Annotated in this window: 29 protein-coding genes and 1 tRNA gene; 21 read left to right on the top strand and 9 right to left on the bottom strand. The window is 65.4% G+C overall.

Annotated features, from left to right (window positions below; translation table 11 throughout):
* The first annotated feature begins 14 nt into the window (after positions 1-14).
* From AB0H76_RS26305 to AB0H76_RS26295, 3 genes are all read left to right on the top strand, one after another.
* Positions 15-1,328 (top strand): aminotransferase class V-fold PLP-dependent enzyme, encoded by a 1,314-nt coding sequence (locus AB0H76_RS26305; protein WP_357329138.1) that lies wholly within the window; start codon positions 15-17, stop codon positions 1,326-1,328.
* Between the two features lie 104 nt (positions 1,329-1,432).
* Positions 1,433-2,074, top strand: coding sequence for a TetR/AcrR family transcriptional regulator (locus AB0H76_RS26300; protein ID WP_357329136.1), 642 nt, complete (start codon positions 1,433-1,435; stop codon positions 2,072-2,074).
* An 89-nt stretch (positions 2,075-2,163) separates the two neighbouring features.
* Positions 2,164-3,564 (top strand): lipase family protein, encoded by a 1,401-nt coding sequence (locus tag AB0H76_RS26295; RefSeq protein ID WP_357329134.1) that lies wholly within the window; start codon positions 2,164-2,166, stop codon positions 3,562-3,564.
* A 7-nt stretch (positions 3,565-3,571) separates the two neighbouring features.
* Here the strand turns inward: AB0H76_RS26295 and AB0H76_RS26290 are convergent, their stop codons facing one another.
* Positions 3,572-3,928, bottom strand: coding sequence for a MerR family transcriptional regulator (locus AB0H76_RS26290; protein ID WP_357329132.1), 357 nt, complete (start codon positions 3,926-3,928; stop codon positions 3,572-3,574).
* 65 nt (positions 3,929-3,993) lie between these two features.
* Here AB0H76_RS26290 and AB0H76_RS26285 point away from each other — a divergent pair, with 65 nt between their 5' ends.
* Entirely contained in the window at positions 3,994-5,100 is a 1,107-nt protein-coding gene (locus tag AB0H76_RS26285) for an alkene reductase (RefSeq protein WP_357329130.1), read from the top strand.
* Between the two features lie 183 nt (positions 5,101-5,283).
* Here AB0H76_RS26285 and AB0H76_RS26280 read toward each other — a convergent pair whose 3' ends face one another.
* Both AB0H76_RS26280 and AB0H76_RS26275 read right to left on the bottom strand, forming a co-directional pair.
* The gene (locus AB0H76_RS26280; RefSeq protein WP_357329128.1) at positions 5,284-6,660 is read right to left on the bottom strand and encodes an alpha/beta hydrolase; all 1,377 of its coding nucleotides are present in this window, start codon (positions 6,658-6,660) and stop codon (positions 5,284-5,286) included.
* 9 nt (positions 6,661-6,669) lie between these two features.
* The gene (locus tag AB0H76_RS26275) at positions 6,670-7,212 is read right to left on the bottom strand and encodes a helix-turn-helix domain-containing protein (protein ID WP_357329126.1); all 543 of its coding nucleotides are present in this window, start codon (positions 7,210-7,212) and stop codon (positions 6,670-6,672) included.
* 555 nt (positions 7,213-7,767) lie between these two features.
* On the opposite strand from AB0H76_RS26275, the gene AB0H76_RS26270 reads away from it, so the two are divergent.
* The 7 genes from AB0H76_RS26270 to AB0H76_RS26240 all read left to right on the top strand — a co-directional run bounded on the left by AB0H76_RS26270 (position 7,768) and on the right by AB0H76_RS26240 (position 13,475).
* The gene (locus AB0H76_RS26270; RefSeq protein WP_357329124.1) at positions 7,768-8,982 is read left to right on the top strand and encodes a hypothetical protein; all 1,215 of its coding nucleotides are present in this window, start codon (positions 7,768-7,770) and stop codon (positions 8,980-8,982) included.
* Between the two features lie 478 nt (positions 8,983-9,460).
* Positions 9,461-9,694 carry a DUF2188 domain-containing protein gene (locus AB0H76_RS26265; protein WP_357329122.1) on the top strand — a complete coding sequence of 78 codons (234 nt, stop codon included), beginning with the start codon at positions 9,461-9,463 and terminating at the stop codon, positions 9,692-9,694.
* Between the two features lie 1,139 nt (positions 9,695-10,833).
* Positions 10,834-11,223: a hypothetical protein gene (locus AB0H76_RS26260; protein WP_357329120.1), complete on the top strand. Its 390-nt coding sequence runs from the start codon at positions 10,834-10,836 to the stop codon at positions 11,221-11,223.
* Between the two features lie 57 nt (positions 11,224-11,280).
* Positions 11,281-11,592 carry a hypothetical protein gene (locus AB0H76_RS26255; protein WP_357329119.1) on the top strand — a complete coding sequence of 104 codons (312 nt, stop codon included), beginning with the start codon at positions 11,281-11,283 and terminating at the stop codon, positions 11,590-11,592.
* Between the two features lie 138 nt (positions 11,593-11,730).
* Positions 11,731-12,924, top strand: a complete 1,194-nt coding sequence (locus tag AB0H76_RS26250) for a restriction endonuclease (RefSeq protein ID WP_357329117.1) — start codon at positions 11,731-11,733, stop codon at positions 12,922-12,924.
* A gap of 79 nt (positions 12,925-13,003) precedes the next feature.
* A complete protein-coding gene (locus tag AB0H76_RS26245) occupies positions 13,004-13,162 on the top strand; it encodes a hypothetical protein (RefSeq protein WP_357329115.1) in 159 nt (52 codons plus the stop codon).
* 61 nt (positions 13,163-13,223) lie between these two features.
* Positions 13,224-13,475 carry a hypothetical protein gene (locus AB0H76_RS26240; protein ID WP_357329113.1) on the top strand — a complete coding sequence of 84 codons (252 nt, stop codon included), beginning with the start codon at positions 13,224-13,226 and terminating at the stop codon, positions 13,473-13,475.
* 61 nt (positions 13,476-13,536) lie between these two features.
* Here AB0H76_RS26240 and AB0H76_RS26235 read toward each other — a convergent pair whose 3' ends face one another.
* Both AB0H76_RS26235 and AB0H76_RS26230 read right to left on the bottom strand, forming a co-directional pair.
* On the bottom strand, positions 13,537-14,193 hold the full coding sequence (locus tag AB0H76_RS26235) for a YdcF family protein (RefSeq protein WP_357329111.1): 657 nt from the start codon (positions 14,191-14,193) through the stop codon (positions 13,537-13,539).
* Between the two features lie 13 nt (positions 14,194-14,206).
* The gene (locus AB0H76_RS26230) at positions 14,207-14,971 is read right to left on the bottom strand and encodes a GntR family transcriptional regulator (RefSeq protein ID WP_357329110.1); all 765 of its coding nucleotides are present in this window, start codon (positions 14,969-14,971) and stop codon (positions 14,207-14,209) included.
* 192 nt (positions 14,972-15,163) lie between these two features.
* Here AB0H76_RS26230 and AB0H76_RS26225 point away from each other — a divergent pair, with 192 nt between their 5' ends.
* The 10 genes from AB0H76_RS26225 (at position 15,164) to AB0H76_RS26180 (ending at position 21,822) form a co-directional block, all read left to right on the top strand.
* Positions 15,164-15,586 carry a hypothetical protein gene (locus AB0H76_RS26225; RefSeq protein WP_357329107.1) on the top strand — a complete coding sequence of 141 codons (423 nt, stop codon included), beginning with the start codon at positions 15,164-15,166 and terminating at the stop codon, positions 15,584-15,586.
* Positions 15,586-16,191, top strand: coding sequence for a DUF2637 domain-containing protein (locus tag AB0H76_RS26220; protein WP_357329104.1), 606 nt, complete (start codon positions 15,586-15,588; stop codon positions 16,189-16,191). The genes AB0H76_RS26225 and AB0H76_RS26220 overlap by 1 nt, the downstream gene beginning before the upstream one ends.
* Before the next feature lie 3 nt (positions 16,192-16,194).
* A complete protein-coding gene (locus tag AB0H76_RS26215; RefSeq protein WP_357329101.1) occupies positions 16,195-16,542 on the top strand; it encodes a hypothetical protein in 348 nt (115 codons plus the stop codon).
* Positions 16,515-16,670: a hypothetical protein gene (locus AB0H76_RS26210; RefSeq protein ID WP_357329099.1), complete on the top strand. Its 156-nt coding sequence runs from the start codon at positions 16,515-16,517 to the stop codon at positions 16,668-16,670. Before AB0H76_RS26215 ends, AB0H76_RS26210 begins: the two co-directional genes overlap by 28 nt.
* Complete coding sequence (locus AB0H76_RS26205) at positions 16,667-17,971, top strand: FtsK/SpoIIIE domain-containing protein (protein WP_357329096.1); 1,305 nt, start codon at positions 16,667-16,669, stop codon at positions 17,969-17,971. The genes AB0H76_RS26210 and AB0H76_RS26205 overlap by 4 nt, the downstream gene beginning before the upstream one ends.
* The gene (locus AB0H76_RS26200) at positions 17,968-18,291 is read left to right on the top strand and encodes a hypothetical protein (RefSeq protein WP_357329093.1); all 324 of its coding nucleotides are present in this window, start codon (positions 17,968-17,970) and stop codon (positions 18,289-18,291) included. Before AB0H76_RS26205 ends, AB0H76_RS26200 begins: the two co-directional genes overlap by 4 nt.
* Positions 18,288-18,455 (top strand): hypothetical protein, encoded by a 168-nt coding sequence (locus tag AB0H76_RS26195; protein WP_357329090.1) that lies wholly within the window; start codon positions 18,288-18,290, stop codon positions 18,453-18,455. The genes AB0H76_RS26200 and AB0H76_RS26195 overlap by 4 nt, the downstream gene beginning before the upstream one ends.
* A 160-nt stretch (positions 18,456-18,615) precedes the next feature.
* The gene (locus AB0H76_RS26190; RefSeq protein WP_357329087.1) at positions 18,616-20,391 is read left to right on the top strand and encodes a replication initiator; all 1,776 of its coding nucleotides are present in this window, start codon (positions 18,616-18,618) and stop codon (positions 20,389-20,391) included.
* Between the two features lie 13 nt (positions 20,392-20,404).
* On the top strand, positions 20,405-20,596 hold the full coding sequence (locus tag AB0H76_RS26185; RefSeq protein ID WP_357329084.1) for a helix-turn-helix domain-containing protein: 192 nt from the start codon (positions 20,405-20,407) through the stop codon (positions 20,594-20,596).
* On the top strand, positions 20,593-21,822 hold the full coding sequence (locus tag AB0H76_RS26180) for a site-specific integrase (RefSeq protein WP_357329081.1): 1,230 nt from the start codon (positions 20,593-20,595) through the stop codon (positions 21,820-21,822). Before AB0H76_RS26185 ends, AB0H76_RS26180 begins: the two co-directional genes overlap by 4 nt.
* 14 nt (positions 21,823-21,836) lie before the next feature.
* On the opposite strand, the gene AB0H76_RS26175 is transcribed toward AB0H76_RS26180, so the two are convergent.
* The 4 genes from AB0H76_RS26175 to topA form a co-directional block, all read right to left on the bottom strand.
* Positions 21,837-21,912, bottom strand: a tRNA-Thr gene (locus tag AB0H76_RS26175).
* A 59-nt stretch (positions 21,913-21,971) separates the two neighbouring features.
* Positions 21,972-23,177 (bottom strand): DNA polymerase III subunit delta', encoded by a 1,206-nt coding sequence (locus AB0H76_RS26170; RefSeq protein WP_357329078.1) that lies wholly within the window; start codon positions 23,175-23,177, stop codon positions 21,972-21,974.
* A 31-nt stretch (positions 23,178-23,208) separates the two neighbouring features.
* The gene (locus AB0H76_RS26165; RefSeq protein WP_357329075.1) at positions 23,209-23,715 is read right to left on the bottom strand and encodes a DUF664 domain-containing protein; all 507 of its coding nucleotides are present in this window, start codon (positions 23,713-23,715) and stop codon (positions 23,209-23,211) included.
* 12 nt (positions 23,716-23,727) lie between these two features.
* Positions 23,728-26,553: a type I DNA topoisomerase gene (gene topA / locus AB0H76_RS26160; RefSeq protein WP_357329910.1), complete on the bottom strand. Its 2,826-nt coding sequence runs from the start codon at positions 26,551-26,553 to the stop codon at positions 23,728-23,730.
* Positions 26,554-26,853 lie beyond the last annotated feature (300 nt).

Raw genomic sequence — 26,853 nt, 5'->3', positions numbered from 1 at the left:
ACGGGATTTACGTGATGACTGCTGTGGCCACCCAGATCTGCGCCCCCCTCGCCCGAGTATCCGGCGACGATCTCCAGGTGCCGCTCGTGCAGGGCGGAACCACCACCTACGCCAACTTCGACTACGCCGCCAGCGCGCCGGCTCTGGCCCAGGTCACCGACCGGGTGCAGGAGCTGCTGCCGTTCTACGCGAGCGTGCACCGCGGCGCCGGCTACGCCTCGCGCATCTCCACCGAGCGCTACGAAGCGGCCCGCGGTTCGGTCACCCGCTTCCTCGACGCCGCCGACGACCAGGTCGTCGTGTTCACCCGCAACACCACCGATTCGCTGAACCTGCTGGCCGGCTGCGTCCCCGGCGACACCGTCGTCCTCGACATCGAGCACCACGCCAACTTCCTGCCGTGGACCAAGAACGGCCGCCGCGTCGTGCGCGCCGCCGACACCGTCGAGGAGACCATCCGCCTGGTCGTCGCCGAATTGTGCAGCAAGCCCGCCGCGCTGCTGGCGGTCACCGGCGCCTCCAACGTCACCGGGGAGGTGCTGCCGCTGGAACGCCTCGCCCTGATCGCGCACCAGTGCGGCGCCCGCATCCTGGTCGACGCCGCGCAGCTGGCGCCGCATCGCCGGATCAGCCTGCGCGACACCGGCATCGACTACCTGGCTTTCTCCGGCCACAAGCTCTACGCGCCGTTCGGCGCCGGCGTGCTGGTCGGCCGGCGGGACTGGCTCGATCAGGCCGAACCGTATCTGGCCGGCGGCGGCGCGGTCCGCGAGGTCACCACCGCGGGGGCGCAGTGGGCGCCCGCCCCGCAGCGGCACGAGGCCGGCTCGCCCAACGTGCTCGGCGTCGCCGCCCTCGCGGCCGCCTGTGACGCCCTGTGTCAGATCGACCCGCAGACCCTCATCTCGCACGAACACGAACTCGCCGAACGCCTCCGCACCGGCCTGTCCGCCCTCCCCGGCGTCCGCCAGCTGCGGCTGTGGGCCGACAGCCCCGACATCGTCGGCATCGTCGCCTTCACCCTGGACGGCTTCGCCCCCGGCGAGGTCGCCGCCTACCTCTCCGCCGAGCACGGCATCGGCGTCCGCGACGGCCGCTTCTGCGCCCACCCGCTGCTGGCCCGCCTCGGCTTGGAAGGCGCGCTGCGCGCCAGCGTCGGCCTCGGCACCAGCTCCGCGGACGTCGATCGGCTGATCCAGGCCGTCGCCACGCTCGTCGAGCACGGCCCGTCCTGGAAGTACGCCAAGACCGACGGCCTGTGGAACCCCACCCCTGAAACCCGCGACTTCTCCGATCCGAGCGCCGGCGCGGCCGCCTGCCTCGACTGACCTCCGCAAGGCGGGTGCGGGCCGGGAAACCTGCCCGCACCTGCCTTTTCGGTTGCGGCCACCGATCGGGAACCGCGCCGCGGCGGGCACTACGCTGGGCGGCGATGGGTACGCCGCAGACCAGACACAGCTACTCCGGACAATCGGTCCTGGAGCGCCGCGCCGAGCGCCGCGCCTTGTTCGTAGACGCGGCGCTGACGGTGTTCGCCGATCGGTCGTACGCGAAAAGCTCTGTGACAGAGATCTGCTCGACCGCGGGCCTGTCCCGGCGCCAGTTCTACGAGGAGTACTCGAGCCGCGAAGATCTCCTGATGGCCGCCTACGACGCGGCCCATCAGGCGGCCCGGGACGCCGTCGCGGCGGCGCTGGCCGACACCACCGGCGGTTCGGCCCGCGAACTGGTCACCGTGGGCCTGACCGCGTATCTGGACGCGATGGTCAGCGATATCCGCCGGGCCAAGGTCGCCTACGTCGAGGTGGTCGGCGTCAGCGAACGCGTCGAACAGCACCGGCTCGGCGTGCGCGACGAGTGGGCCAACACCATCGAGGCCATCGCCTCCAACGTGCCCGAGGTGCGCGCTCCGGCCTGCGGCTGGCCGACCGCCATGGCCGGCTTCATCGGCGCGCTCAACGGCGCGGCCCATCACTGGAGCATGGACGAGCAGCGGCCGCCGGTGCGTGCCCTGGTCGAGATGCTGTCGACGCTGCTGTTCGCCTTGCTGATCCCCAGCACATCCGAGGGGTAATTGCGATCCCGGTCACGTTCGTGCGATAGTGACGCGCAACATTGAGACGCAGGTGTCTCAATGCGGGGAACAAGGGATGTGGGTCGAAGATGACCATCTGGAAATCACACGCGCTGCGTCGTACCGCAGCCCTGGCCGCCGGCGTGCTCGCGGTATTGGCCACTACGACAACCGCCGTCGCCGAACCGGCGCCGGCCCAGCCGGCCATTCAGGCGCCGGCCCCGATACCGCTGCCGCCGGAATTCGACGCCGCCTTCTACAACCCGCCCGCGGACGTGGTCGCCGCCACCGACCCCGGCGGGCTCATCGCGGTCCGGCAGGTCAACGTCGCGAACGCGGGGATCATCCCGCTCAATGTCGACGCCTGGCAGGTGTCCTACCGCTCCAACAACACCGCCGGACAACCGATTCCGGCCGTGGCCACCATGCTCAAGCCGCGCGGCGTCGCCCCCGAACCCCGCAAACTGCTGTCGGTGCAGATCGCCGAGGACTCGCTCGCCGGGTACTGCGCGCCGTCCTACGCGCTGCAATTCCTCTCGGCCGCCACCTTCGCCGGCCAGATCGTGGCGCCCGCCGAATTCCTCTTCGCGCAGGCCGCGCTGCAACAGGGCTGGGCCGTCGTCATCCCCGACCACCAGGGCCCGAACTCGGCCTACGCCGCCGGCCCGCTCGCCGGGCGCATCACCCTCGACGGCATCCGCGCCGCCACCGCGTTCGAACCGCTCGGCGTCGGCGCGCAGGCCCCGGTCGGCATGTACGGCTACTCCGGTGGCGCCCTGGCCACCCAGCACGCCGCCGAACTGAAGCAGAGCTACGCGCCCGACCTCAACATCGTCGCCTCCGCCAGCGGCGGCAACGGCCCCGACCTGGGCGCCGCGCTCGAGATGGCCAACGGGCAGGCCACCGCCGCGCTGGTCTTGGCCGCGGTGATCGGATTGACCCGCGAATACCCGTATTTCGCCGAGTACATCGACCGCAATATCGACCCGCTCGGCCGGGCGCTCATCACCGCCAAAGGCCCGCTGTGCGTGCAATATCAGTCGATGCTGCTGCCCTTCGTCGACCTGAAGGGCCTGCTGTGGTCCACCGCGGGTGACCCGATGCGCAATCCGGCAGTACAGCGCGTCGTGGAGGAAACCCGGCTCGGCAAGACCGTCCCCGATATGCCGATGTTCATCTGGCACTCCCGCTGGGACGAGATCCTGCCGCTGGGCGCGGCCAACACCATGGTCGACAGCTACTGCACCGACCCCAGCGCCCAGGTCCAGTACACCCGCGACTGGGCCAGTGAGCACATCGTCGCCGAGGTCAGCGGTGGTCCCGCCGCCCTGCTCTGGCTGCGCGATCGGCTGAACGGCGTGCCCGCCCAATCCGGTTGCAGCACCAGCGATGTCAGCTCGATGGCTGCCGCGCCCGGCGTGCTGCCCTACGCCGGCACGATGCTCGGCGAGACCGTACTGGCGCTGTTCGGCAAGCCGATCGGCTCCTGAGGACGCCTCAGACGGCGGCCCGCCCGATGACCTCATCGAGCACCTCGCGCGAGCGCAGCAGATCGCGGATCTTGCGATCGATGCGCTCGCGTTCGGTGCGCAGCTCGTCCACCAGTTCCGGTGTGGCGAACTCGTTGGCGCCGCCGTCTACGTCGCGCATGCAGGGCAGGATCTGCACGATCTTCTTGCTGGACAGCCCCGCCGCGAACAGTTCTTGAATGTGCACGACCCGGTCCACGGCGGGCTCGGGATAGTCGCGGTGGCCGCCCGGTGTGCGCCCGGAGACCAGCAATCCCTGCTCCTCGTAGTAGCGCAGCGACCGTTCACTGACCCCGGTGCGCTCGGCCAACTCCCCGATTCGCATCCGCCACCTGGCCTTTCACATTCGGACTTGATCCTCACATTGATGTCAAGTTTTACCGTACCCACATGACGAACACAGCAGCACCCACCAGCCTCTTCGACACCGCCCGCCTCGGGGCCCTCGAACTCCCCAATCGCCTGGTGATGGCGCCGATGTCACGCAACCGCGCCACGGCCGACGGCACCCCCACCGACCTGATGGCCACCTACTACGCCCAGCGCGCCGGCGCCGGCCTGATCATCGCCGAGGCCGCGACACCGAACCTGGTCGGCAAGACCTTCGCCGGCATCCCCGCCATCTACACCGCCGCGCACATCGCCGGCTGGCGGCGCGTCACCGACGCGGTGCACGCCGAAGGCGGCCGGATCTTCCTGCAACTACAGCACGGCGGCCGAATCGGCCACCCCGACAACACAGGCCACACCCCGATCGCTCCCTCGCCGATCCCGCTGCCCGGCACCATCCACACCGCCGACGGCGCCCAGCCCGCCGCCGTCCCACGTGCAATGACCGTCGCCGAAATCCACGCCACCGTCGCCGATTTCGTCACCGCCGCCCGCAACGCCGTCACCGCCGGTTTCGACGGCGTCGAAATCCACAGCGCCAACGGCTTCCTGCTGCACCAGTTCCTCTCCGACAACACCAACCATCGCACCGACGCCTACGGCGGCTCCCTCGCCAACCGCATCCGCTTCACCAGCGAGGTCGTCGCGGCCGTCACCGCCGCCATCGGCCCCGAACGCGTCGGCGTCCGCATCGCCCCCGGCGTCACCGCCAACGCCATCGCCGAATCCGACACCGCCGCCCTCTACCCCGCCCTGGTCGCGGCCCTCGCCCCGCACCACCCTGCCTACCTGCACGTCGTCTTCGCCGACCCCGACTCCCCCGTCTTCCAGGACATCCGCCGCACCTGGCCCGGCACCCTGATCGCCAACCCCTACCTCGGCTGGGGCGAACCCCTCCCCGCCGACGGCGGCAAACACCACGCCCACCGCCTCCTCGACGCCGGCGCCGACCTCATCTCCCTCGGCCGCCCCTTCCTCGCCAACCCCGACCTGGTCGACCGCCTCCGCCACAACACCCCCATCACCCCCTTCCGCGACGCCTACTTCTACGGTGGCGACGCCACCGGTTACACCGACTACCCCGTCCAGGCCCTGGCCTCGGCCTGAGCCTCCGGCGCAGCAGAAAGCCGCGGACCCATCCGCCATCTGGGAAGATCGCCGCCTGGCCGCGTCGATGGTCAGGTGGGGCGTGGCCCAATCCATCCGCTCCTGCCGCCCGCCGACCCGCGTCCGTTCTCCCGAAGCCGATCAACGATGATCGGCGCAGGGGATATCCGCGAAGAAGTCCATTCAGGGGAGCAGCAGGCCCCAGTAAATAGCCCAGAGTGCGAATCCTGTTCCGCCGCAGACCAGTAGTGACCACCGGATCCGGGCACCGGCGGGCACGCCCGTGAGGGTGTGGCGGGCGCGGGCGAGCACGAATCCGAGCGCGACCACCGCGCCGAGGGCGATCAGTTGCAGTGCCAGCCATGGCAAGGTGCGGCCGAGCAGCAGTGGGCCGAACGAGGTTGCGCGGGTGGTCAGGATGAGGCCGAGTTGGATGACGGTGCCGACAATGCCGATCACAGTGGCACACAACAGCACTCGCGCTGCCCGGCGATCAGAGAATCGCCAGGACTTGACCATCCCGGTGAACGCGTAGGTGGCCAGGGCAAGGATCGTGCCGAACAGCAAGGTCAGCTGGACCGCGGTCGTCTCCCACCAGGACGCGGGTTCCAGTGCTCGCACGGAATGTCCCTGTGGCGCAGGTCGATCCGCGGAGGGTGACGCGGCGGAGGCGGGTAGTCCGTTCACCCATTCGCCCATGAGCTCGCCGTATCCCGGCGCCAAGCCGGGAAGTTTGTCGAAGCCGTCGGTGGTCGATTGTCCGCCGTGCTGAGCGTTCGGCAGGGTGCGCAGCGTGTAGTTCGTTTTTCCGGCACTGTCGAAGGCGGCCTGGAACCCGCGCAGGCTGTCGCCGGGTGGCGTGAGGCGGTCCTGGTCACCCCAGATCGCGAGCACCGGTTGCGTGATGCGCTGCAGCACCGGAATCGGATCGTAGTCGGCCTGCGCGAACTGGCCGGCGGTCACCAGCTGACGAATAGCGTTGCGGGCCGATACATCAACCATCGAACCGCGCACACCTGCCGCACCGAACCGGGTCTCGTTGGCCCAGGCCTGCTGCGCGGCGGGTGCGGCCGAATTCGCGCCGACCGTGATCAGGAAGGCGGCCTCGGTGGATCGCGAAGCAGCCAGTGGCGCAACCCATCCACCCTCGGACAGCCCCCACAAGCCGACCCGCGCCGGGTCTACTTCGGGCCACTTCCGCAATGCGGCGAGGCCTGCCAGCGCGTCGTCGGCCAAGAGCGAGTAGTCACGGTGCGCCGGCGTGTACCCCTCGGTGCGTTTGTCGTAGCGCAGCGCGACGATGCCCGCGCGTGCGAAGGCCTCGGCGACATTGTCATAGTGCTCCCCGCTGCCGTCGCCCGATCCGTGGACGAGCACGACGCCCGGCCTGCCGGTCGCGCCGGCCGGAGCGTGCACGGTCCCGGCCGTGGTTGTGCCGTCGCCGCGATCGAAGGTGATGTCGGTGGTTGTGGTGTTGTTCTGCGCCTGCGCCGCCGGAAACCCGGCGACGGTCGCGATCATGATGGTCAGCAGAATGATTCGTCGAAAGAGTGAGAGCACGCCAAAGTCCTAGTCCGCGGTGTTCGTACGTGGTGCGGGGAAAGCGAGAAAACGGGTCAGCACGCGCCGGGTCCCGGGCCGATCCTGCTGGTGAGACTGCTGAAAGCGCTTGAGCAGCGCGATGTAGTCCTCGAAGAACTCCTCGAGTTCCGCGGGCGTCGCGTAGATCGCGCCGCGCGAGAAGGGCATCACCTCGGCCCACTCGCCCAGCTCGGCCCGCTCGCCCTGGAACCGCTGGAACATCTCGACATCCTCGGTGATGTGCTGAGCGAACAGCCCTTCCAGCAACTCACGCATCTCCGGCGACTGTTCCCGATCCATCCGGTAGCGCAGATCCTTCGGCTGCGACCGCCACCACCGCTCCTTCCCCTTGGCCAGTTCCGGCGCCTCTTCGATAAAGCCGTGTTCAGCGAGCTGCCGCAGGTGATAACTGGTCGCACCGGTGTTCTCCCCCAACCGCGCCCCCAACGCCGTAGCCGTCGCTGGCCCGTCCTCGGCCAGCGCACGAAGGATCCGCTGCCGCAAGGGATGCGCGAGCGCGCGCAGAGCCACGGGATCAGTGATCTCTCGGGGCGGTACCTCGTCAGCCATAGTTGCACAGTACTCTTTGCACAGATATCTATGCAAAGACTTCTATGCATCCCTGGCTCCAGCAACCCTGAATACAGCAAAAGACCCTCTCCGGACATCCGGAAAGGGTCTTGACCTTGGAGCCGCCTGCGAGAATCGAACTCGCGACCTTTTCATTACGAGTTGAGATCGACGTGTCTGCCGACAATCTTTCGACGTCCGCACCACCACGCGAACTGGAGAGATGCTTCCGCGGGGGTCTGGTCGCGTCCGGGGCCGTATGGGCGAGTTGTGACAACGCGGTGACACCTCCCGCCCGACGACGCCTCTTGAAGTCGAACACGGAGGCCGCCAGAGACGGACATCGCGCTTCCTCGACGTCCCGGGTAGAGAGGATTAGGGAGCGGAGCGGGCCACTGCCAGGAAGCGGGCAGGGTTGCTGAACAGCGATGACCGAAAGCAACCCTCGGCAATCGGTCGCGGCAGGACTAGTATGTATCTTGGCTCGCCGTTTCCAAACGAAAGGAGCGGTAACCAATGACCGTTTCTCCAGCCGGTAACTTCGGTGCGCAATATTTGCCAATATTCGATACACGCGACCGCGTTAATGTTGTTCCATGCGGCCACGGAGAATCGACATTCACATTTCTCAATCGCGTAGCGGGTGAGTATTGGGATCAGGTTCGAGATTTAATCCAGCGATGGGCAAACCGAATTGACGATCCCGCAGAATATAACGAGATCCGTAGCAGGTTTCTCACCCCAGATGACTATGCATTCCGCAGCACCTTCCTGGAACTCTACCTTCATGAAGCTTTGATTAGAGCCGGGTTTGTTGTAAAAATTCACCCGGACATTCCTGGCACTACGCGTCATCCCGACTTCCATGCGGAACGCGACGGCGAAGGCTTCTACCTAGAGGCGATCTCGCCCGCAGCAAGCGATGAGGTTAGAGGAAAGGCTGCTCGGACTGCTCAGGTATACGATGCAGTTAACGGAATAAAGAACGATGATTTCCTGATATACGTCACGGAACTGCATACCGGGAGCGGGCCGGTCAAGGTGTCACGCCTTCGGTCCGATCTGGAAGCCTGGCTAAATTCCTTCGATGTTGACGACTATCAACCCGGTGTGCCGTGGCCCGAGAAGGATTGGCAGGTCCATGACTGGAGCGCATCCTTCAAGGCGATCCCCAAGCCCGCTCACCGTCGAGGCGAACACGAACAAGCCATCGGCATATACCCAGCCGCCGTTGAGCGAATTGACGAAGCGCCGGTAATTCTTTCAGCTTTGCTCAAGAAACATAAAAGATATGGCACGTTGTCGAGTCCGTACGTGGTGGCCATCGGCATGTACATGTCCGATACAGATAGATGGCACACCAGTAACGCGTTGTACGGCACTTTGGAATATCCGCTAATCTTAAAAGAAGGGGCAGGGGTAGTCGAAGGGGAGCCGTTCCGCGGTCCAGATGGATACTTCGGGGTACCGGACACATGGAAAAATGAACATACATCTGCCGTTTTGCTGGTAAATCAATTGATGCCGTACTACTTTCATAAGCCTTCCGTTACCGATATCGACTTGTGGAGACATCCAGCCGCCCGCTATCCGCTTGCTGAAAATTTGGGGATGCCCTGGTCTGAAGTCACCTTCGATGCGGGGTTGCGGGTGACCCCAGAGTCGATCGACCGACTGGAATTCTTCGGCCTCGGCGGCGAATGGCCCAGTGGCGAACCCTGGCCAAGATAGCGGGTGACATCGAACCCCCGCCTTGCCCGCCTCGGCGACTTCCCCCGCCCCGCTTCCTCATAGTTGCCGCCCTGAAGCGAGGGAGGGCTTGTCAGGGATGGTGTAGCCACCGCGTAGCGGACGTCCATTACGGTCCTTGACCAGCCCGAGGGAGTTCACATCATTCGGCAATGAGGAGGCAGGGCACAACGACAGGTGGGTGAGCAGACTCCGGCAGGCCAGCATACTGCATCGATAGCAGAATCACATACATGCAACTACTACATGTTGGGGGCCTTCTCGAGGCTCGCTACTAGGGGTAGTATCTGATCTCGCCAACCCCTGCAAAGGGAACGAGCCCCATACGGGGCTACCGGCTGAGGCTCGTTCGGTTTGCACTTCTGCGGGGTTGTGCCAGCCGAACATACCTCAACCCGCTCGGTGCGGTATCAGATCGCCCGAGTTGCCGGTATGGACGTTGGCTGAAGGGAGCCAAATCATGGCTCGCAATGCACGGCATGTTGTGCCAGCTCAGCAAGGTTGGAAGGTCGTGAAGCCGGGTGCTTCCCGGGCAAGCGCGACGGCCCCTACCCAGAAGCAGGCCGAACAGATTGCCAAGCGGATCCTGGGGAATGACGGCGGTGGTGAGGCCGTAATCCATCGCCCCAATGGCCAGATCCGGGGGTCCGACACCGTCGCGCCCGGCAATGACCCCTTTCCGCCGGCGGGTTGATCACGACGGCAACTAAGCGGATCACCATCCGGCCGGACCGTCGTAAGACAATTACGTTGCTCGGACCTGTCGGGACGATCATCATCACGCCGAAGCCTCGGTAACCTCCGAAGCTTGGCCTAACACCGAGATGCCCGCAGCGGGAGAGTATTACCGCTGCGGGCATCGTCGTATCCCGAGCCTGGAACCGTCGCCGTTGACGGTCCCGCTGTCCGGCGTCATTGCCGGTTGGGCCGGAAGCCCCCGGGGGGGCTAGCTGGCGGCGCTGACGGGTTTGAAGAGGTCGGTGAGGGCCTGGGCGAGGCAGTCGGTGCACAGTGGCCAGCCGTGGAAGACGTAGGTGGCGGGTTTGGGGGCATCCGGCGCAAAGCGCGGTGATGGATGCCTCTCGGTACCGGCGTCTTTTGGGAGGCAACCATCGCCGGATGACCGGGCCGGGCGCCGGCAGATTCGTGCTCGGCAGCGGGAGGTAAGCCGGGTACGGCAGGCGAAGCGCCCACACTCCTTGGTAGATGCAGAAGCGACCAGGCATGTCCTGGAGCGACATTGCGGGAGTGAGCGCGGTTACCGACGTGCCGACGCGCCCGCTGGCCGTAGCTTGCGGAGGCGGGCGGGCGCGCGGCGCGGCGCGGCGGTAGCCGCGCGGGCGGCGCGCAGCGCCGCTCTTGATCCTGTATGGCCGAATTCGGCAACTACCGAACCAGCGGTCGGGCACAAGGCAGACGGGAGAAGTAGCCGAGCCACCGCCCGTACCAAGGGCATCCAAATGGATGTTGCAAGCGCATCCATAGCGGTGTAGCTTGGTGCTGTGCCGATCAAGGCGAACGAGTGCGTTGCTCCGACGTCAATGCACTTGTGGCACAACGATTCCGGCTCAACCAGCCGGTTCACGCAACCCACATTATGGAGATGTTCCGATGGCCCATGTGACCCAGATACACCGGAGAGCACCGCTGATTATCGTTGCCGCCGCGTGCGCGGACCTATTCGTTAGACGGGACGATCGGAGCACCTGATGGTCGCACCGAAACTCCACCTTGCATGAGTGACACCAGGGTCTAGAGAGGAGATCGGCCCCGACTTGAACGCCTTCCAATCCGTCCCGTCTAACGATGCCCAAGGACCGGACTGGAGGAATCTTGACCAGCAAGAACAAGAACGCGCCCCAGGGCCGCAAGGCCTATTTGAACGCGGGGCACGCCTGCCATGAACATCACGAGCAGGTCAGTGACGCCACTGTCGCAAACGACGAGATTGTCCGCAACCGGCCTAACGGTATCGACGATCGCATCGAGACCACGCTTGAGGTGAACAGCAAGACCTGGCCGTTCGAAGGTAAGGCGAAAGCGCACATGTCGATGCCGGTGATCGGCATCGGGTTCCTCGCGCTCTTCGCGGCGCCCTGGGCCACGCTCTATGTCAGCGCAGGAACGATTTCTGATAACTGGCGAGGCACGCTTGTGCTCATCGAGATCATCGCCATCATCGTGATGACGGTGCTGGTCGTCTACCGGCAGCGTAGGCACTGATCTCTTAACAGCACCGGCCTACCGGTTGTCAACATAGCGGGAGCAGGTACAGGAAAAATGGCAAATGCGAACACTGACAGGAGGAAAGGTAGTGACCGGCGGCTGACTTTTACTCAGACGCCGTACACGGCCGAGTTCTCGGAAAAACTGGCGAACGCCGCCGATATGACCAAGGCCGATCTGTACAACACGGCAATGCAGATACTTTCACTTATGGTCGGCGTGTACAGCAGCGCCGGCACCGAGTATGTCATCCGTGATGAGAATGCCGAGCTTTACCGCGAGGACCCTGCCCTGAAGGTGCTCCTCGGCGACATCCTGTCGTCTCTGCGGCAGCGCGAAGGCACGAGCCCGCACGAGCTCGTCTAAAGGTTTGGGGCCGGGCGTCTGGACGCCCGGCCCAGCCTTCCTTCTATGGGCAGACGCCCGTTCATGCGGGTGCAGCGACTCCGCCTCATGCTCAATCAGTTGATCTTCGTGTCGGTGGGCCCGGTTACGGTGACGCCTATGTCCGACACGGTATCCTTCAAGGATCTGGCGACCTCCGACCTCACCCTCGAAACGGTGTATTTGGGTGGCGCGGAAGGCAGTACAGGCAATGACGCTCTCGCCAAGCTACTGCCGGTAGGCAACCTGGGCGGCTTCCGCCCCAAGAGTTCACCCACGAAGGGCAAGGCCGCTTTCGTGGTCCTCTACACCAGCGGAACCAGCACCGACTGGCCCGACGAGCTCGATCCGCAGACCGGGATCTTCACCTACTACGGCGACAATAGGACGGCGGGAAGCGCGGATCTTCATAAGACCTCACGCCGTGGTAATGCCCTGCTGCACAGGGTTTTCGACGCCACACACGCAACCGCAGCCGAGCGCGAACAGGTCCCGCCGTTCCTGTTGTTCGAGAAGGCCCTTCCGGGCCGGGCCACGCGTTTCCGCGGACTGCTGGCTCCCGGCGCGGAGTCGGTGAGCGCCGACGATGACCTCGTGGCCATCTGGCGCACCAAGGACAAGGTGCGGTTCCAGAACTACCGGGCGAGGTTCAGCGTGCTCGACGTAGGCAAGGTGGAGCGCGCGTGGATCGACGATCTCATAGCCGGCACGGCACCGGTGGCAAGTGTGCATTGCCCGCCGGCGTGGCGCAGGTGGGTGAAGAGCCGTAGCTACGACACGCTGATCGCTCCGTCGACCACGATCATCCGGAGCAAAGCCGATCAACTGCCCGCCGACAAGGCCGGTCAGAAGATCCTGGCCGCTATCCATGAGCATTTCGACGGGCGCCCGCATGATTTCGAGAAGTGCGCGGTCGCGATCTGGCGGATGTTGGCCCCGGCGACCACGACGTGCGATGTGACCCGGCCGAGTCGTGATGGCGGCCGCGATGCCGTCGGGCAGTACCAGCTCGGCCCGGCCGCGGATCCGGTTTTGATCGACTTCGCGCTCGAGGCCAAGTGCTACAAGGCGTCGAACTCGGTCGGCGTCAAGGAGATGGCCCGGCTGATCTCCCGGCTGCGCCACCGGAACTTCGGTGTCTTCGTCACGCTGTCGTACTTCGCTTCCCAGGTCTACGACGAGGTTCGCAGCGACGGCCATCCCATCGCCTTGATCTGCGGTGCCGATGTCGTGAACACACTCAAGATCCACGGGTACGGGGATCTGGCCGCGGTGAAAGGCTGGCTGCAAACGCTGTTCCCTCCAGCTGCTTGAGGTCGGGTGGCAGCGGACAACCTCGGACAGGTGCACCGCCGAGCGGAACCGCGGCAATGATCGAGGCATCCAACCGGGCATGGACACGACTTCTGAGTTCGACGCCGACCCTTGGGACGGCTACACGGCCGAGGGTCTGTTGAGTCAATGTCAACGCTTCGAGGAGTGGCTGAGCGGGGACTACTTCACCAACGTCCGCCCGCCTGATTGGAAGCCGTGGCCGACCAGTCCCGGCTGATATCGAATCGCGTCTGATCGCCTCCCCGCGAGCAGCGCCCCGTCTGGCATAGTTCGAAACTATGTTCGAGTGGAACGAGGGCTTGCGGGTGGGTGAGCGCGTCGCCTGGTGGGCCGACAAGCATGGCCTCGGCGTCGCCTCGGACCACCCCGACGCCGTCCGCCGCCAGGGTCTGATCGACTACGTGCTTCAGCATCCGTTGTTCCCGAGCACGGTGGTCGCCTACAGCGTGAAGTGCGAGAGCATCACCGGTCCGTACATCGTGATGCTGCGACCAGACCACGGCCACCAGCCGACGCGCGATCACACGTAATAACATCCCCGCATGCATCGGCCATGACCTCGCAGCCGATCGGGAATCGCTGGACGCGATTTCACTCAGCGATAACGCGGCGCGCGTATCCAGCGTCAACCAGTCGGGAGTATGCCTTCCGCACTTCGGCGGGCATCTCCTGCTCGATTGCCCAGTTCTTCTCCGCGTAGACCCAGATCCGTTGCGTGTCACCGACAAGCATGTTGATCACCCGATCAACGTCGCCGATGCTCGGAAGGTAGTCGTCTAGCGTCAGCGACCGCGACCCACAGATGACTTCAACCGCAGGCCATCGCTTGCGGCAGATGGCGTAGCTTCGGCGCTCCTGGTACGGGCGTGAGACGAGCAGGACCGATCGTACGTCCCGGTCCTGGAGGAGGGCTCGGGTGAAGTCGATGTTCTCTCCGGTGTTGGTGGCACGCGGTTCCACCAGGATCACATCTTCTGGCACGCCGAGTTCGATTGCGCGTTCGCGGAAGTGCATGGCTTCGCCCCGCGGGAAGAGTTCCCTGGTCGTCGGGGCGTTGGCGCCGGTGAAGACGATCAGCGGGAACATGCCGTCGTGATAGAGCTCGGCGATGCGGTCTGCTACGCCGAGGTCGTGGCCTCCCAGACCGATGCCGACGTCGACGGGGCGTGGTGCGTGATGCATTTGGTTGTAGTCCCAGAGGGTTTCAACCTCAGAGCGCAGCTCCTCGGGCACGCCGGCGTCTGGCATGGAGCGATCCCTTCTAGTCGGGGAGCTTGAAATCGTATGTCCAGGAGAACCTGGACGCGGCGTGGACACCGCGGGCGAACTCGATGATTACGTCATTGGTGGTGTAGGTCCGGCGGGTCAGGATCATCACAGGCTCGCCGGTGAGTAGATCGAGCGCCTGTGTCTCTTCCGGAGTTGGCATGCGGGCGCAGATCGTCTCGGTCATGTGGTCGGGTTCGTAGCCTTGCATGGTCAGCACTGCGAAGCCACCACCCCGACCGGCGGGGCCTGGCGTCGGGTCGACCAAGGGCGTGCCCTCGACATGTTCGGGCAGGTAGTAGCTGGTCAATGTGTGGGTTGGCTGATCCCCGTCGCGAACGGTTCGAGCACGTTCGTAGACAGGCGATTTCGGTTCGATACCGAACGCTGCGGCTACTTCGGGATCAGCCTCGACCAGCGAGACCGTTTGGGTTTGGTCGGTCAGCTTCCACGGTCGACCAGAAGCCTCGCGGTCGGCCACGAAGGCGACAGTATCGCCGTACTTCCACTTCTTTTTCGCGTAGCGGTCCACTCCGAGTCGCTTCATCGGTGGGCGCTCGCGGACAACCGTGCCCCGACGCCTGATCGGCGTGACGAGGCCTTCGACCTCTAGCAATCCAACCGCTTGGCGGACCGTCTTGATGTTGACACCGAAGCGGGTGGCGAGCTCGTCCTGCTTAGGCAGCGTCGAACCTGGGGCGTACTCGCCCTGCTGGATGGCCTCGCGCAGGCTGGCTGCCACATCGCGGTAACCGCTCATGTTGATGTTGTCCTTTCGTCTCGGTGCCGCACCTATTAAGAGTAGCTGTAATCACGATATCCATATTTTCGGCCAATTACATCTGGTTCTATTGCGCAGCTCACCTGCGCATGGTCCGATAGAGCTGGTTCTATTAAACCGCTCTACGACCAAGGAGACAACGAGATGGCGCTCAAAGATCTGCGATTCCAGATGACCTTCTTCCAGGCGTTCGAGAAGGCTCTGCTGCTCGTCGGGGACATCGAACCCGACACCGAGTACAACCAGAACCGCAACGCTCCGGCCCGCCAGAAGGTGGATCCGGTGACCGGGCTGCGGCAATGGAAGGCCACCTGCACCGATCCATCGGAATCGAATCCGAAGCGTTCGAGTGTTCAGGTGATCTTTCTGGCCGACGTGGCACCGATCCCCCATGGCGCAGAGCTGATCTCGGGTACGGGCCTGCGGGTGATCGAGCTCGAGAACATGACCTTGCAGCCGAAGGTTACCGGTCAGGGTGAGTTCAAGACCCTCGGCTGGACGATCCGGGCCACGGGCATCAAGGGCGATACCTCCGGGGCCAAACAGGCACCGGCCGATCCGGGTGCTGCACGTCCGTCCACCAAGGCGGCGTGATGGATACGGCGGACCGGTCGACGGGAATGCGCTTCGCGCGCTGGTCCGCCGTGATCATCATCGTGGCGGTCGGACTCGCGGCGTTCCGGCTGTCCTTCGCGACCCTGCGAGACCTCGCGATCCTGGCCCACATCCCGCCCGGGGATGCCTGGCTGTTTCCGGTGATCGTGGACGGCACCATTGTCCAGGCCACTCTCGGGGTTCTGGTGCTGGCGAAAAGCCCTCAACGGCAATGGTTCATCGGGGTACTGGTCATCGGCGCCCTGGTGTCGGTGGTCGGGAACTCACTGCACGCTGTTGCCGCCGGCCGCGAACTGCCCTGGTGGGCCTCGGCCCTGGTGGCTGCGGTCGCCCCGATATCCCTGCTCGTCGACACGCACGGCTTAGCGGTGCTGTTCCGTGCAGCACAACAACATTCAGCCTCCGACACGGTGCGAGAACCGGTCATCGAGGCCAACGCTGCCAGCGACGCGGAACCAGAAGTGGTTGCTGCTCCTGCTGTTTCGCAGCCTTTGCCGGAGTCCGCGGCTTCGGTGTCACCTATTCGTTCTTCGCGACCGGAACAGCCGATGCTGCCGATCGCGGTCCCTGTCGGAGGTATATAAATCATGAGCGTCTACCTGACCACTACCCATTACATCGACGGCAGTGCCGACGCTGAGATCGATGTCAGCTACGAGCCCGCTCACGGCTACACCTACGGCTCGGCTGGGGAGTACAGCGGGCACGCCGGCGCCGCGATCTGGGTGCGCTACGGGTCGAAAGCGTCCCTGGCACTCAGCATCGAAGATGCCCAGCTGCTGGCCGCAGGTCTGATCAAGGCGTTGACCGATCACGAACTGGCGATCGAGTTCACTGCGGTCGACCTGACCAAGAAGCAGGTGGCGTGGGGGTCACCGAGTTGTTCACCCGCCCGATCCTGGCCGCGATGCTGGCCCTGGCCCTGCTCGTCGTGATCCCGGCCGCACTGCTGCTGACCACCGACCGCGACACCACCGTAGTCATCCCGCAGACCCCCGACCGTCCGGACGGCTGCATCATGTTCTGCCCGGAAACCCCTGCCGTGGTGGGTGATCAGTCATGACAAACACGATCCTGCTCTCCTACGGCGCGATGATCGGCGGATCAGCCGGCCTGTGGTGGCTGAGCTCGCTGCTGCCGAGTCGCACGCCTGAAGTGGTGACAGTCGCTGACATCGTCGCCGAGGCCCCGCTCGAATTGCGCACCGCGGTAAGCATTCTCACCGACCACGACCAGCTCACACTGATGTTCGCCGCTCTCGGCCTCGGATCGGCGGAGGGCGGGTTCCCGAAACTGGATGGCGTCTACTACACCGACCACGGCCTCAGCGTGGAAGTCCTGATGCTGGGCGGCCAATCCCTCACCGATTGGTCCAAGCAGGAAACCTTGGACCAGTTCGCCACCTATATGCAGGTCCCGGAGGTAACCGCGGTCTCTCCGGAACCGTCCTGGGTTCGTCTTCAGGTGCGGGTGTTCGACACCCTCGCTGCCCCGGCAACGGCGCCGGCCGCAGTCCACAACGACGTGGACCTGGAGGCGATCCCGGTCGGGGTCACCGAAGACTTCGACACCTGGCGCCTGAAGGTCCTGTACTCCCACATCCTGCTCGCCGGTGCCACCGGCTCGGGCAAGGGCTCGGTGCTGTGGTCGATCATCGCCGGTCTCGGCCCTGCCATCCGTGACGGCCTGGTCGATCTGTGGCTGGCTGATCCGAAGGGTGGTGTGGAGTTCGGGCGCGGAGAGAACAAGCTGTTCGTCCGCTTCACCACCGACAACCCGACCATCCTCGCCATGCTCGCCGAAGCCGTGGAAGTGATGCAGGAACGGTTGGCGAGTATGCGTGCCGCGGGTGTGCGCAAGCATGTCCCGACCGCAGATGAGCCGTTGATCCTGATCATCATCGACGAAGCCGCGGCACTGTCCTCCTACGCCGAGCGTGACGAGCAGCAGGAGTTCCGGCGCCTGACCGGTCTGCTCCTGTCGCAAGGGCGTGCTGCGGCTGTGAGTGTGGTTGCCGCACTGCAAGATCCGTCGAAGGAGACGATGCCGAATCGGCAGTTGTTCCCGGTGCGGATCGGGTTGCGCCTGGATGAGCCGACCCAGACCAGCATGGTCCATGGTCAGGGTGCTCGTGATCGTGGTGCGCGGTGTGACCGGATCACTGAATCCACTCCCGGTGTCGGCTACGTCGGTGAGGACGGCACCTCGGAGTTTGTGCGGGTGCGTGCCTACTGGCAGTCCGATGCCGATATCGACCGCATCATCGACACCTACACCCCGGCCCCGGTGATCGAAGCTCCCACAACTGATTACAGCGGTTTCAATCCCGACGATCTCGGCGACGAGGACGGAGTGGCGGCATGAAGACCGGATTCGTGTCAGAGACGCACGTGGTCATCTACTGCGATGGCTGCGGTGACACCTACAGCGACCAGAGCGGCGAGAGTGTCTGCTTCGACTCGGTGCACCAGGCCGTCACCTACCTCAACGTCCAATCCGCCGGCCTCGGTTGGCATTACGACGGTGACCGAGTCCTGTGCGACGGCTGCCGAGCCTCAGCGCAGTGCGAACAGCGCGGTCACGAATTCCCCCGCCCGCGCATCCCAGCCCGGCTGCTGCTGAGCGCCCCCCATCCACGTGCCTGCTCGGTGTGCGGAATCAACGAAAACGAGGCCCAGCCATGAACACCGACCCCGACGACGACAACGTCATCGACCTCCAGGCCCGGCGGCGATGCCGACTAGAACGCGCCGGTGCCGACCCACTCCAGGTGGCAGTGGGGCTGTGGGCCGAAACCGGCGACCTTCCGGCCTGGGACCACGGATATGACGACGGAGACGCGGCGTGAGTGTGCGCGAACCGGTGCAGTGGGGCGTGCTGATCGGACGGTCGGTGCGCCCTCTCCCGCAAGCACGCCACCTCACAGCGGCTCTGCTGTTCGCCGAGAGGGCAACCCGCGGTGCACAGCCGAAATCGCTAGTGGTCTACCGACGTTCCGACGAAGACCTGTGGCGGATGTGGAGCACAGACAAGCCCATCGCCACCCAGCTCAGTTTCGACCTCGCCGACGAGGAGGCCTCGCAATGACCGCGACGATCGACTTGGACGCTCCCCTGGCCCGGCAGACTGCCGCAGCTCGGCGTGCGATGCCGAACCTGCACGAGGTCGCTCAGGCCGCCGCCGAGAAGTACGAGGTGTGCAAACGCCCCATCGCGATGCGAGTGGAAGACCCGCGCACCGGCTCGGTCACCTATGAGGGTGCCCCGTGCAAGTCGACGATCGAATCGGTGTGCCCGGCGTGCGCGAAGGCGAATCGGCTGCTGCGGATCACCCAATGCCGCGAAGGCTGGCACGCCGAAACCGAACCTGTCGAACCCGACTCGGATCCGACCGAAAAGCAGGTCGAATTGCTCACCGCGCGTGCGGATCTCGTCGGTCAGTACCAGCAAGCAGTCGCTGCCTGCGATGAAGAGCTGGCCGATGGGATCCGGGAGTTGGTGCGCGATCTCGATGAAGAGCTGCGGGAAACCGGCCTTCGTGGTCGGCTCCCGGGTCTGGATGCCGTGGCGAAGGATCGGCGTCGACGTTCCACCCGCCGGCGCCAGGACGTCCCGGACCTTCCGCGGTTGAAGGTCGCGAAGACCACGGTCGGCAAGGTCTACGCCGGGAAACATCAGCCTTCGATGTTCGTCACGCTGACCATGCCCTCCTATGGCCGTATCAACGCCGATGGAGCGACCGACCGTGACGGCACGGTGTGCTCGGACGGCTCCCCCGTCGACCCCGGCAGCTATGACTACACGGCTGCGGCTCGGGATGTCGTGTTCTTCTCCAAACTGGTCGACCGCTGGATCCAAAATCTTCGCCGTGCGGTCGGCTGGGAGGTCCAATACTTCGCCACCGTCGAACCGCAGAAGCGTGGTGCCCCGCATCTGCACATCCTGTTCCGTGGCACCGTCTCCCGCGAGCTGCTCAAGCAGGTGACCGCGGCGACCTATCACCAGGTGTGGTGGCCCTACTTCAATCCTGAGGACAAGCTCTACGGCGGTGGGAACCAACCGGAGTGGGACCACAAGAAGGCCACGTTCGTCGACCCGCGCACCGGGAAGTCCTTGGGGTACTGGGATGACGTGCTCGATGTCCTGGATACCGTCGATGACCTGGAACCGGCGCACGTTGTGCGTTTCGGCGTGCAGATGGACCCCAAGCACATCACCGGCGTGCTCGCGGGCACCGAGAAGGCCGGCCGCACCATCGGCTACGTCACCAAGTACCTGGTGAAGTCCATCTCCGAAATCGTGGAGCCGCAATCGGATCGGGCCGCCGACCACTACGACCGGTTACATGCCGCCCTTCAGAACGTGCCTTGTTCCCCGCGGTGCGCGGTGTGGCTGGAGTACGGCATCGTCCCCCAGGGCGCCAACGAGAAGACGACTCCCGGCCGCTGCAAGGGCAAGGCACACCGACGAGACACCCTCGGACTCCCGGGTCGGCGCGTTCTGGTCTCGCGCCGCTGGTCCGGTAAGACGCTCCCCGATCACAAGGCCGACCGTGCCGAGTTTGTTCGGCAACTGCTGGCCTCGGTGGGAATCGAGAAGCCCGATACCTCGCATCTGCGGGTGACACCGGTGGAGGCCGGCGACAAGTCCCGGCCATTGCGAGAGCACCTGATCATGGGCGCGATCTCCAAGCGGACAGCCTGGCGCGCGCAATACAACAGAGCCCGGCTGGCAGCCGAACCGCCAGGGCCGCAGAAAACTTCGGCAACTCCACTGGCAGCGTAGAAGGGATTGGGTCATGTCGCAGCTATTGACGGAACAGGAAGTCCGGAAGCTGATCCCGGTGGGTCACAGCAAGTACTACGAGCTGATCGCGTCGGGTGAACTGCGCTCGGTCAAGATCGGTCGTAGGCGCTTCGTCACAGCGCAGGCCGTCGCGGAGTTCATCGCGAAGTTGGATGAAGATGCCCTCGATCAGGCGGCGGCATGAGTAGGCGACAGCTACCCCCGCAGATCGAGAAGATCACTCTGAAAAGTGGAGCGATCCGGTATCAGGTGACCGCTGAAGCGGGGACGGACCCCGAGACGGGCAAGCGCCGGCAGACGAAGAAGCGCTACCGCAGCGAGGCTGAAGCCCGCGATGCTCTGGCCGACACGTCGATGGCTGTCCGCCGAGGCACCTACGTCCCGAACTCGACATTGACGGTGGAACAGGCGTGCGAGGACTGGTTGGCTGGCAAGCGAGTCCGCGGGACAACTGCCTCCAACTACAGAAACGCGCTCCAGCCCGTCCGTGATCGGTACGGGGCCGAGGCAGTACAGAAACTGTCGAAGCGCCACCTCGATGACCTCGTGACCGATCTGCTCACCGGGTCCGCGAAGAAGGCCAACGGCAAGAACCGGCGCCCGTGGAAACCCCAGACGGTTAATGCCACTCTCGACCGGTTCGAGACGGTGTTGGAATCACTGATCGCCGAGGGGAAGTTGGTCCGCAACGTCGCCGCACTGGTCGACCGCGTGCCGACCGGGCCGAAGAAGAAGCACGTCACCTACTCCGAGGCCGAGGTACGCAAGGTCCTGGCAGTCGCGTCCGACGATCGCAATCGCCACGCTTGGCACCTGGCATTGTCGGGCCTGCGCCGCGGTGAGATCGGTGGATTGCGCTGGACGGATGTCGACCTGGACGCCGGAGAGCTGACGATCTCCAACAATCGTGTATCGGTGAACGGCAAGGCCGAAGAATACGATCCGAAGTCCGAGGATTCCGGGCGGACCTTGCCGCTCACGCGCACGTTGACGGCGGAACTCCGGGCGGCACGCAAGCGGCAGGCAGCCGAGAAGTTGGCACTCGGTGAGGCGTACGGGCCTGGCACCCATGTGGTGATCAACGAGGCTGGCGCGTCCTATCACCCGGACACCCTGACCGACTACTGGGAGAAGATCACCAAGACCGCCGAGGTACGCAGGATTCGCCTGCATGACGCGCGCCACACTTGTGGGACCCTGATGCACCTGCAGGGGGTCCCGATCGCCGTGATCTCGGAGTGGTTGGGGCACGCGGACAGCGCGTTCACGATGCGTACCTACGTGCACTCGCAGAACGATGCGCTGGTCTCGGCGGCGGGCACTCTGGAGGCGCTTGTGGCAAAGCGTGACAAGACGGGGAATGCTCCGGCTCGGCGGAAGCGGAGGAAAGGTCGGAAAGCGGCTGGTTAGGACCGCTTTCCGAGTGGAGCCGCCTGCGAGAATCGAACTCGCGACCTTTTCATTACGAGTGAAGCGCTCTACCGACTGAGCTAAGGCGGCGTGCCCATACGGGCGTCGCGAGTCTATCGTCTCGGTGTCCAGATCGCGAAAACGGCAGGTCAGGAAGTCTGGGCGGCGATGAGGGTGGCGACCATGGCGGCCAAGGCGAAGCGGGGTTTGACGTTGGTGTCGAGGGCTTCGCGGCAGGCGAGGACGGCTTCGATGGAGCTGAGCAGGCCCTCGGGGCGGACACGGTCGGCGAGATCGTGGATCTGGTCGGTGATGTCGGGGTGGGTGAGGGTGACGCCGGAACCCTTGCGGGCGGCGCCGAATTTGATGGCGAGCGCATCGCGGTAGACGCCGGCGACATCGATGAGGGCGCGGTCGAGGGCGTCGCGGCCGGTGCGGGTGGCGCGGGATTTCTGGCGGCGTTCCAGATCTTTCAGGACACCCGCCGAGCCGCGGGTCGCGCCGGCCGCGCCCTTGCCGGTACCGCCGGCGCCCATGGCGGTGGCGAGTTCGTCGCGTTCACGCTCGTCCCGGACGGCGCTCATCTGCTTGGCTTCGTCGTCGGCGGACTTCACGAGTTCGTCGGCGGCGGCGTAGGCGGCGCCCGGGCGCCCGGCGGCGAAGACCAGGGCGAGCGCGCGCTGGCGGCGGTCGCGCGCTTCCTCGTCGGTGGCCAGGCGGCGGGCCCGGCCGACGTGGCCGCCGCTGATGGAAGCCGCCCAGGCAGCCGTCTTCTCGTCGAGCTGGTCGCGTTCGTGCAGTACCCGCGCGATGGCGGGGACCGACGGTGTGACCAAATGCACGTGCCGGCAGCGCGAGCGCAGGGTGATGGAGATGTCCTCTGGGTCTACCGAGGGCGCGCACAGCAGGAAGACCGTGCGGTCCGGCGGCTCCTCGACGACCTTCAGCAGCACGTTGCCCGCGGCCTCGGTGAGCCGGTCGGCATCCTCGATGACGACCACCTGCCAGCGCCCGGTGCTGGGCCGGCGCGCGGCGATCTGCACGATCTCGCGCATCTCCTTGGTGCTGATACTCAGCCCCTCGGGGACCACCCGGCGCACGTCGCCGTGCGTGCCCGCCATGGTCGTGGTGCAGGCATGGCAGCGGCCGCAACCGGGTGTACCGGAATCGGTGCATTGCAGGGCGGCCGCGAAACACAGTGCCGCGGTAGACCTGCCCGAGCCGGGCGGGCCGGTGAACAGCCAGGAGTGCGTCATCGCGCCTTCGATGACGTCGGCGCGGGCCGCCACGGCGGCAGCCGTCAGCTCGGACTCGACCGTATCCTGGCCGACCAGACGATCGAAGACACCTGCCACGGGCTACACCATATAGGGCGGCACCGACAGGTCAGGACACTCGGCTGTAGGTGCTGTTCTGGCCGTCCAGCTCTTCGCGGATGATGTCCGCGTGGCCGGCGTGCTGCGAGACTTCCCGCAGGATATGCAGGAACGTGGTCCGCACCGACTGCCAGACCTGCCCCTCCACCCACGGGTTGGTCGGCGTCGGAATGGAGGTGTCCAGACTGTCGACCGTGCGGATCAGCTCGGCGGTGGCCACCGCGGCCGCGTCCCAGGCGGCCAGCAGTTCGGCCACCGTCTCCCCCGGCGCCATCACGTACTCGCCGCCGAACGCGGCGACGTCCATGGCGGCGTTCTCGTCGCGATCGACGATCACCTTGGTCCAGTGCCGCTCACAGTTGTTCAGGTGATGCAGCAGACCACCCAGGGTCAGCTCGCTGACCGTGGTGCGCTTGCGCGCCTGCTCTTCGTCGAGCCCACGCACCGTGATCTTGAACAGCTCACGCTGCTCGGCGAGTATCGCGATCAGATCCTCGCGTTCCTGATCGATGGCCATGTCGAACCGTCCTCAGGCCTTCTTGGTGGCGGTCTTCTTCGCGGCGGTCTTCTTGGCCGTCGTCTTCTTGGCCGCTGCCTTGGCGGTGGTTTTCGCGGCTGTCTTCTTGGCCGGCGCCTTCTTCGCGGCGGCCTTCTTGGTCGTCTTCTTCACCGGCCCACGCGCCCGCCGATCGGCCAGCAGCTCCGAAGCCCTTGCGTCGGTGATGGTTTCGACCTCGTCACCCTTACGCAGGCTGGCGTTGGTCTCACCGTCGGTGACGTACGGGCCGAAGCGGCCGTCCTTGATCACCATCGGCTTGTCGGTGGCGGAGTCGTTGCCGAGTTCGCGTAGCGGGGCGGCGCTGGCCGCCTGCCGGCCACGGCGCTTGGGTTCGGCGTAGATCTTCAGCGCCTCATCCAGCGTGACCGTGAAGATCTGATCCTCGGTCGCCAGCGAACGCGAGTCCGTGCCCTTCTTCAGATACGGGCCGTAGCGGCCGTTCTGCGCGGTGATCTCTTCCTTGGACTCCGGGTCGAGACCGACCACGCGCGGCAGCGAGAGCAGCTTCAGCGCGTCGTCCAGTGTGATGGTCGCCAGATCCATCGACTTGAGCAGCGATCCGGTGCGCGGCTTCGGCGCGGCGGCCTTCTTCGTGGTCTTCTTCGCCGGAGCCGCGGGCGCGGCGTCGGCGGGCGGCTCGGGCAGGATCTCGGTCACGTACGGACCGAAACGTCCTTCCTTGGCGACGATTTCGTTGCCGGTCACCGGATCGGGGCCGAGCTTGCGACCTTCCTGCGGCGTCGAGAAAAGCTTCTCGGCGACCTCGGCGGTCAGCTCGTCCGGCGGCAGATCGTCGGGCAGATTCGCCCGCTGCGAGATCGAATCCCCTTCGGGGTCATCGGGATTGGTGACCATCCGCTCCAGGTACGGACCGAACCGGCCGACCCGGACCACCACGTCGCGACCTTCGTCATCGACGAAGAGCTTGATCGAGTTGACCTCGCGGGCATCGATGTCGTCGAGCTGCTCGCCGACCATCTTCTTCAGGCCACCCGAGCGCGCGACCGAACCGTCGACACCGTGATCGCCACCGAAGTAGAAGGAGGACAACCAGTTTCCGCGCTGCTCGCGCCCACCGGCGATGGCGTCGAGGTCGTCTTCCATGGCGGCGGTGAAGTCGAAGTCGACCAGCCGGCCGAAGTAGGCCTCCAGCAGACCGATCACCGCGAACGCCACCCAGGACGGCACCAGCGCGCTACCGCGCTTGTAGACATAGCCGCGGTCCAGGATCGTCTTGATGATCGAGGCATAGGTCGACGGACGACCGATGCCGAGCTCTTCCAGCGTCTTGATCAGCGAGGCTTCGGTGAAACGCGCGGGCGGGTTCGTGCTGTGCCCATCGGGATTCAGCTCCACCGCGGTGACGCCCTGGCCCTGCTCCAGCGCGGGCAGGCGGGACTCGGCGTCGTCGGACTGGCCGCCGGCCTCCTCGTCCACACTCTCCACGTAGGCCTTGAGGAAGCCCGCGAAGGTGATGGTGCGGCCGGAGGCGGAGAACACGCACTCCTCGCCGGTGCCCGCGACGCCGGTGATGCGCAGCGTCAGCGTGGTGCCTTTGGCGTCGGCCATCTGCGAGGCGACGGTGCGCTGCCAGATCAGCTCGTAAAGCTTGAATTCGTCGGTGTCGAGCCGCGCGTGCAGCTGACCCGGCGTCTGGAAGGTATCGCCGGAGGGGCGGATCGCCTCGTGTGCCTCCTGCGCGTTCTTCACCTTGCGGGTGTACTGACGCGGCGACGGCGAGACGTAATCCGGACCATAGAGTTGCGTAGCTTGCGAACGCGCGGCGTCGATCGCGGACTGCGACAGCGTGGTCGAGTCGGTACGCATGTAGGTGATGTAGCCGTTTTCGTAGAGCCGCTGGGCGACCCGCATGGTGCGCTCGGAGCTGAACCGCAGCTTGCGGCCCGCCTCCTGCTGCAACGTCGAGGTCATGAACGGCGGATACGGTTTGCGCGAGTACGGCTTGGACTCCGCGGAGGAAACCACCAGGTCGGCGCCATCGAGGGCCTCGGCTAGGCGGCGGGCGTGCGCCTCGTCCAAGACGACGACGCCGCTGCCCTTGAGCTGACCGTCGGAGCCGAAGTCACGGCCGCTGGCGACGCGGGAGCCGTCGACCTGGACCAGGCGCGCGCCGAAGGTCCGCGGATTGGAGGCGTCGGACTCGGTGGCGGTACCGGCATCGAGTTTGGCTGCGATATCCCAGTATTCGGCCGACCGGAACGCCATCCGCTCGCGTTCGCGGCGCACGATCACCCGGGTCGCGACGGACTGCACGCGGCCCGCCGACAGCTTCGGCATGACCTTCTTCCACAGCACCGGACTGACTTCGTAGCCGTAGAGGCGGTCCAGGATGCGGCGGGTTTCCTGCGCGTCGACCAGGTCGTTGTCGAGCTCACGGGTGTCGGCGGCGGCGGCCTGAATGGCCGGCTCGGTGATCTCGTGGAACACCATGCGCCGCACCGGCACCTTGGGTTTGAGCGTCTCCAGCAGGTGCCAGGCGATGGCCTCGCCCTCGCGGTCGGGGTCGGTGGCGAGGTAGAGCTCGTCGGCGTCCTTGAGCAGGCTCTTGAGCTCGGCGACCTTCGTCTTCTTCTCCGGGCTCACCACGTAGATGGGCTCGAAATCATGATCGACGTCGACGCCTAGGCGGGCCCAGGACTCGCCCTTGTATTTGGCGGGCACGTCCGCGGCACCGCGCGGAAGGTCCCGAATATGACCGACAGAGGCTTCGACCACATAGTTACGACCCAGGTATGGCGCAATCTTGCGGGCCTTGGTCGGGGACTCGACGATCACGAGACGACGCAGGGGACGGCCCTGGTCGGCTGAACCGAGGTCTCGTGCTGCCACCGGCGAATACACCTTTCCTTCTCGACCCGCGTGACGCTGGTGCGTCTACTACCGCGGTTGGGGTAAGCGATGACAACCTCTGCCGCCGCTACCGGACACGTTTATACCTTGACGGTGGCTGCGGGTGTTGATTGCTTGCGACCCCGAACCACCGAGCGTACGTGGTAACCGGAACCCAGTATGCAGTGTGTGGAGCGGAAGGTGCCGTATGCCACTCGGTGCGTGCCCTACCCCAGATATAGCTCG

Source organism: Nocardia sp. NPDC050712 (genome assembly GCF_040654295.1).
Taxonomy (GTDB): Bacteria; Actinomycetota; Actinomycetes; order Mycobacteriales; family Mycobacteriaceae; genus Nocardia.
Note: the sequence above shows the minus strand (reverse complement) of the source record. Positions and strands in the feature narration are given on the sequence as shown.

Excerpts from the sequence above, each read along its gene's own strand:
- AB0H76_RS26305 (WP_357329138.1), top strand. The coding sequence starts at position 15 with ATGACTGCTGTGGCCACCCAGATCTGCGCCCCCCTCGCCCGAGTATCC.
- AB0H76_RS26300 (WP_357329136.1), top strand. The coding sequence starts at position 1,433 with ATGGGTACGCCGCAGACCAGACACAGCTACTCCGGACAATCGGTCCTG.
- AB0H76_RS26295 (WP_357329134.1), top strand. The coding sequence starts at position 2,164 with ATGACCATCTGGAAATCACACGCGCTGCGTCGTACCGCAGCCCTGGCC.
- AB0H76_RS26290 (WP_357329132.1), bottom strand. The coding sequence starts at position 3,928 with ATGCGAATCGGGGAGTTGGCCGAGCGCACCGGGGTCAGTGAACGGTCG.
- AB0H76_RS26285 (WP_357329130.1), top strand. The coding sequence starts at position 3,994 with ATGACGAACACAGCAGCACCCACCAGCCTCTTCGACACCGCCCGCCTC.
- AB0H76_RS26270 (WP_357329124.1), top strand. The coding sequence starts at position 7,768 with ATGACCGTTTCTCCAGCCGGTAACTTCGGTGCGCAATATTTGCCAATA.
- AB0H76_RS26265 (WP_357329122.1), top strand. The coding sequence starts at position 9,461 with ATGGCTCGCAATGCACGGCATGTTGTGCCAGCTCAGCAAGGTTGGAAG.
- AB0H76_RS26255 (WP_357329119.1), top strand. The coding sequence starts at position 11,281 with ATGGCAAATGCGAACACTGACAGGAGGAAAGGTAGTGACCGGCGGCTG.
- AB0H76_RS26250 (WP_357329117.1), top strand. The coding sequence starts at position 11,731 with ATGTCCGACACGGTATCCTTCAAGGATCTGGCGACCTCCGACCTCACC.
- AB0H76_RS26245 (WP_357329115.1), top strand. The coding sequence starts at position 13,004 with ATGGACACGACTTCTGAGTTCGACGCCGACCCTTGGGACGGCTACACG.
- AB0H76_RS26240 (WP_357329113.1), top strand. The coding sequence starts at position 13,224 with ATGTTCGAGTGGAACGAGGGCTTGCGGGTGGGTGAGCGCGTCGCCTGG.
- AB0H76_RS26235 (WP_357329111.1), bottom strand. The coding sequence starts at position 14,193 with ATGCCAGACGCCGGCGTGCCCGAGGAGCTGCGCTCTGAGGTTGAAACC.
- AB0H76_RS26230 (WP_357329110.1), bottom strand. The coding sequence starts at position 14,971 with ATGAGCGGTTACCGCGATGTGGCAGCCAGCCTGCGCGAGGCCATCCAG.
- AB0H76_RS26225 (WP_357329107.1), top strand. The coding sequence starts at position 15,164 with ATGACCTTCTTCCAGGCGTTCGAGAAGGCTCTGCTGCTCGTCGGGGAC.
- AB0H76_RS26220 (WP_357329104.1), top strand. The coding sequence starts at position 15,586 with ATGGATACGGCGGACCGGTCGACGGGAATGCGCTTCGCGCGCTGGTCC.
- AB0H76_RS26215 (WP_357329101.1), top strand. The coding sequence starts at position 16,195 with ATGAGCGTCTACCTGACCACTACCCATTACATCGACGGCAGTGCCGAC.
- AB0H76_RS26210 (WP_357329099.1), top strand. The coding sequence starts at position 16,515 with ATGCTGGCCCTGGCCCTGCTCGTCGTGATCCCGGCCGCACTGCTGCTG.
- AB0H76_RS26205 (WP_357329096.1), top strand. The coding sequence starts at position 16,667 with ATGACAAACACGATCCTGCTCTCCTACGGCGCGATGATCGGCGGATCA.
- AB0H76_RS26200 (WP_357329093.1), top strand. The coding sequence starts at position 17,968 with ATGAAGACCGGATTCGTGTCAGAGACGCACGTGGTCATCTACTGCGAT.
- AB0H76_RS26195 (WP_357329090.1), top strand. The coding sequence starts at position 18,288 with ATGAACACCGACCCCGACGACGACAACGTCATCGACCTCCAGGCCCGG.
- AB0H76_RS26185 (WP_357329084.1), top strand. The coding sequence starts at position 20,405 with ATGTCGCAGCTATTGACGGAACAGGAAGTCCGGAAGCTGATCCCGGTG.
- AB0H76_RS26180 (WP_357329081.1), top strand. The coding sequence starts at position 20,593 with ATGAGTAGGCGACAGCTACCCCCGCAGATCGAGAAGATCACTCTGAAA.
- AB0H76_RS26165 (WP_357329075.1), bottom strand. The coding sequence starts at position 23,715 with ATGGCCATCGATCAGGAACGCGAGGATCTGATCGCGATACTCGCCGAG.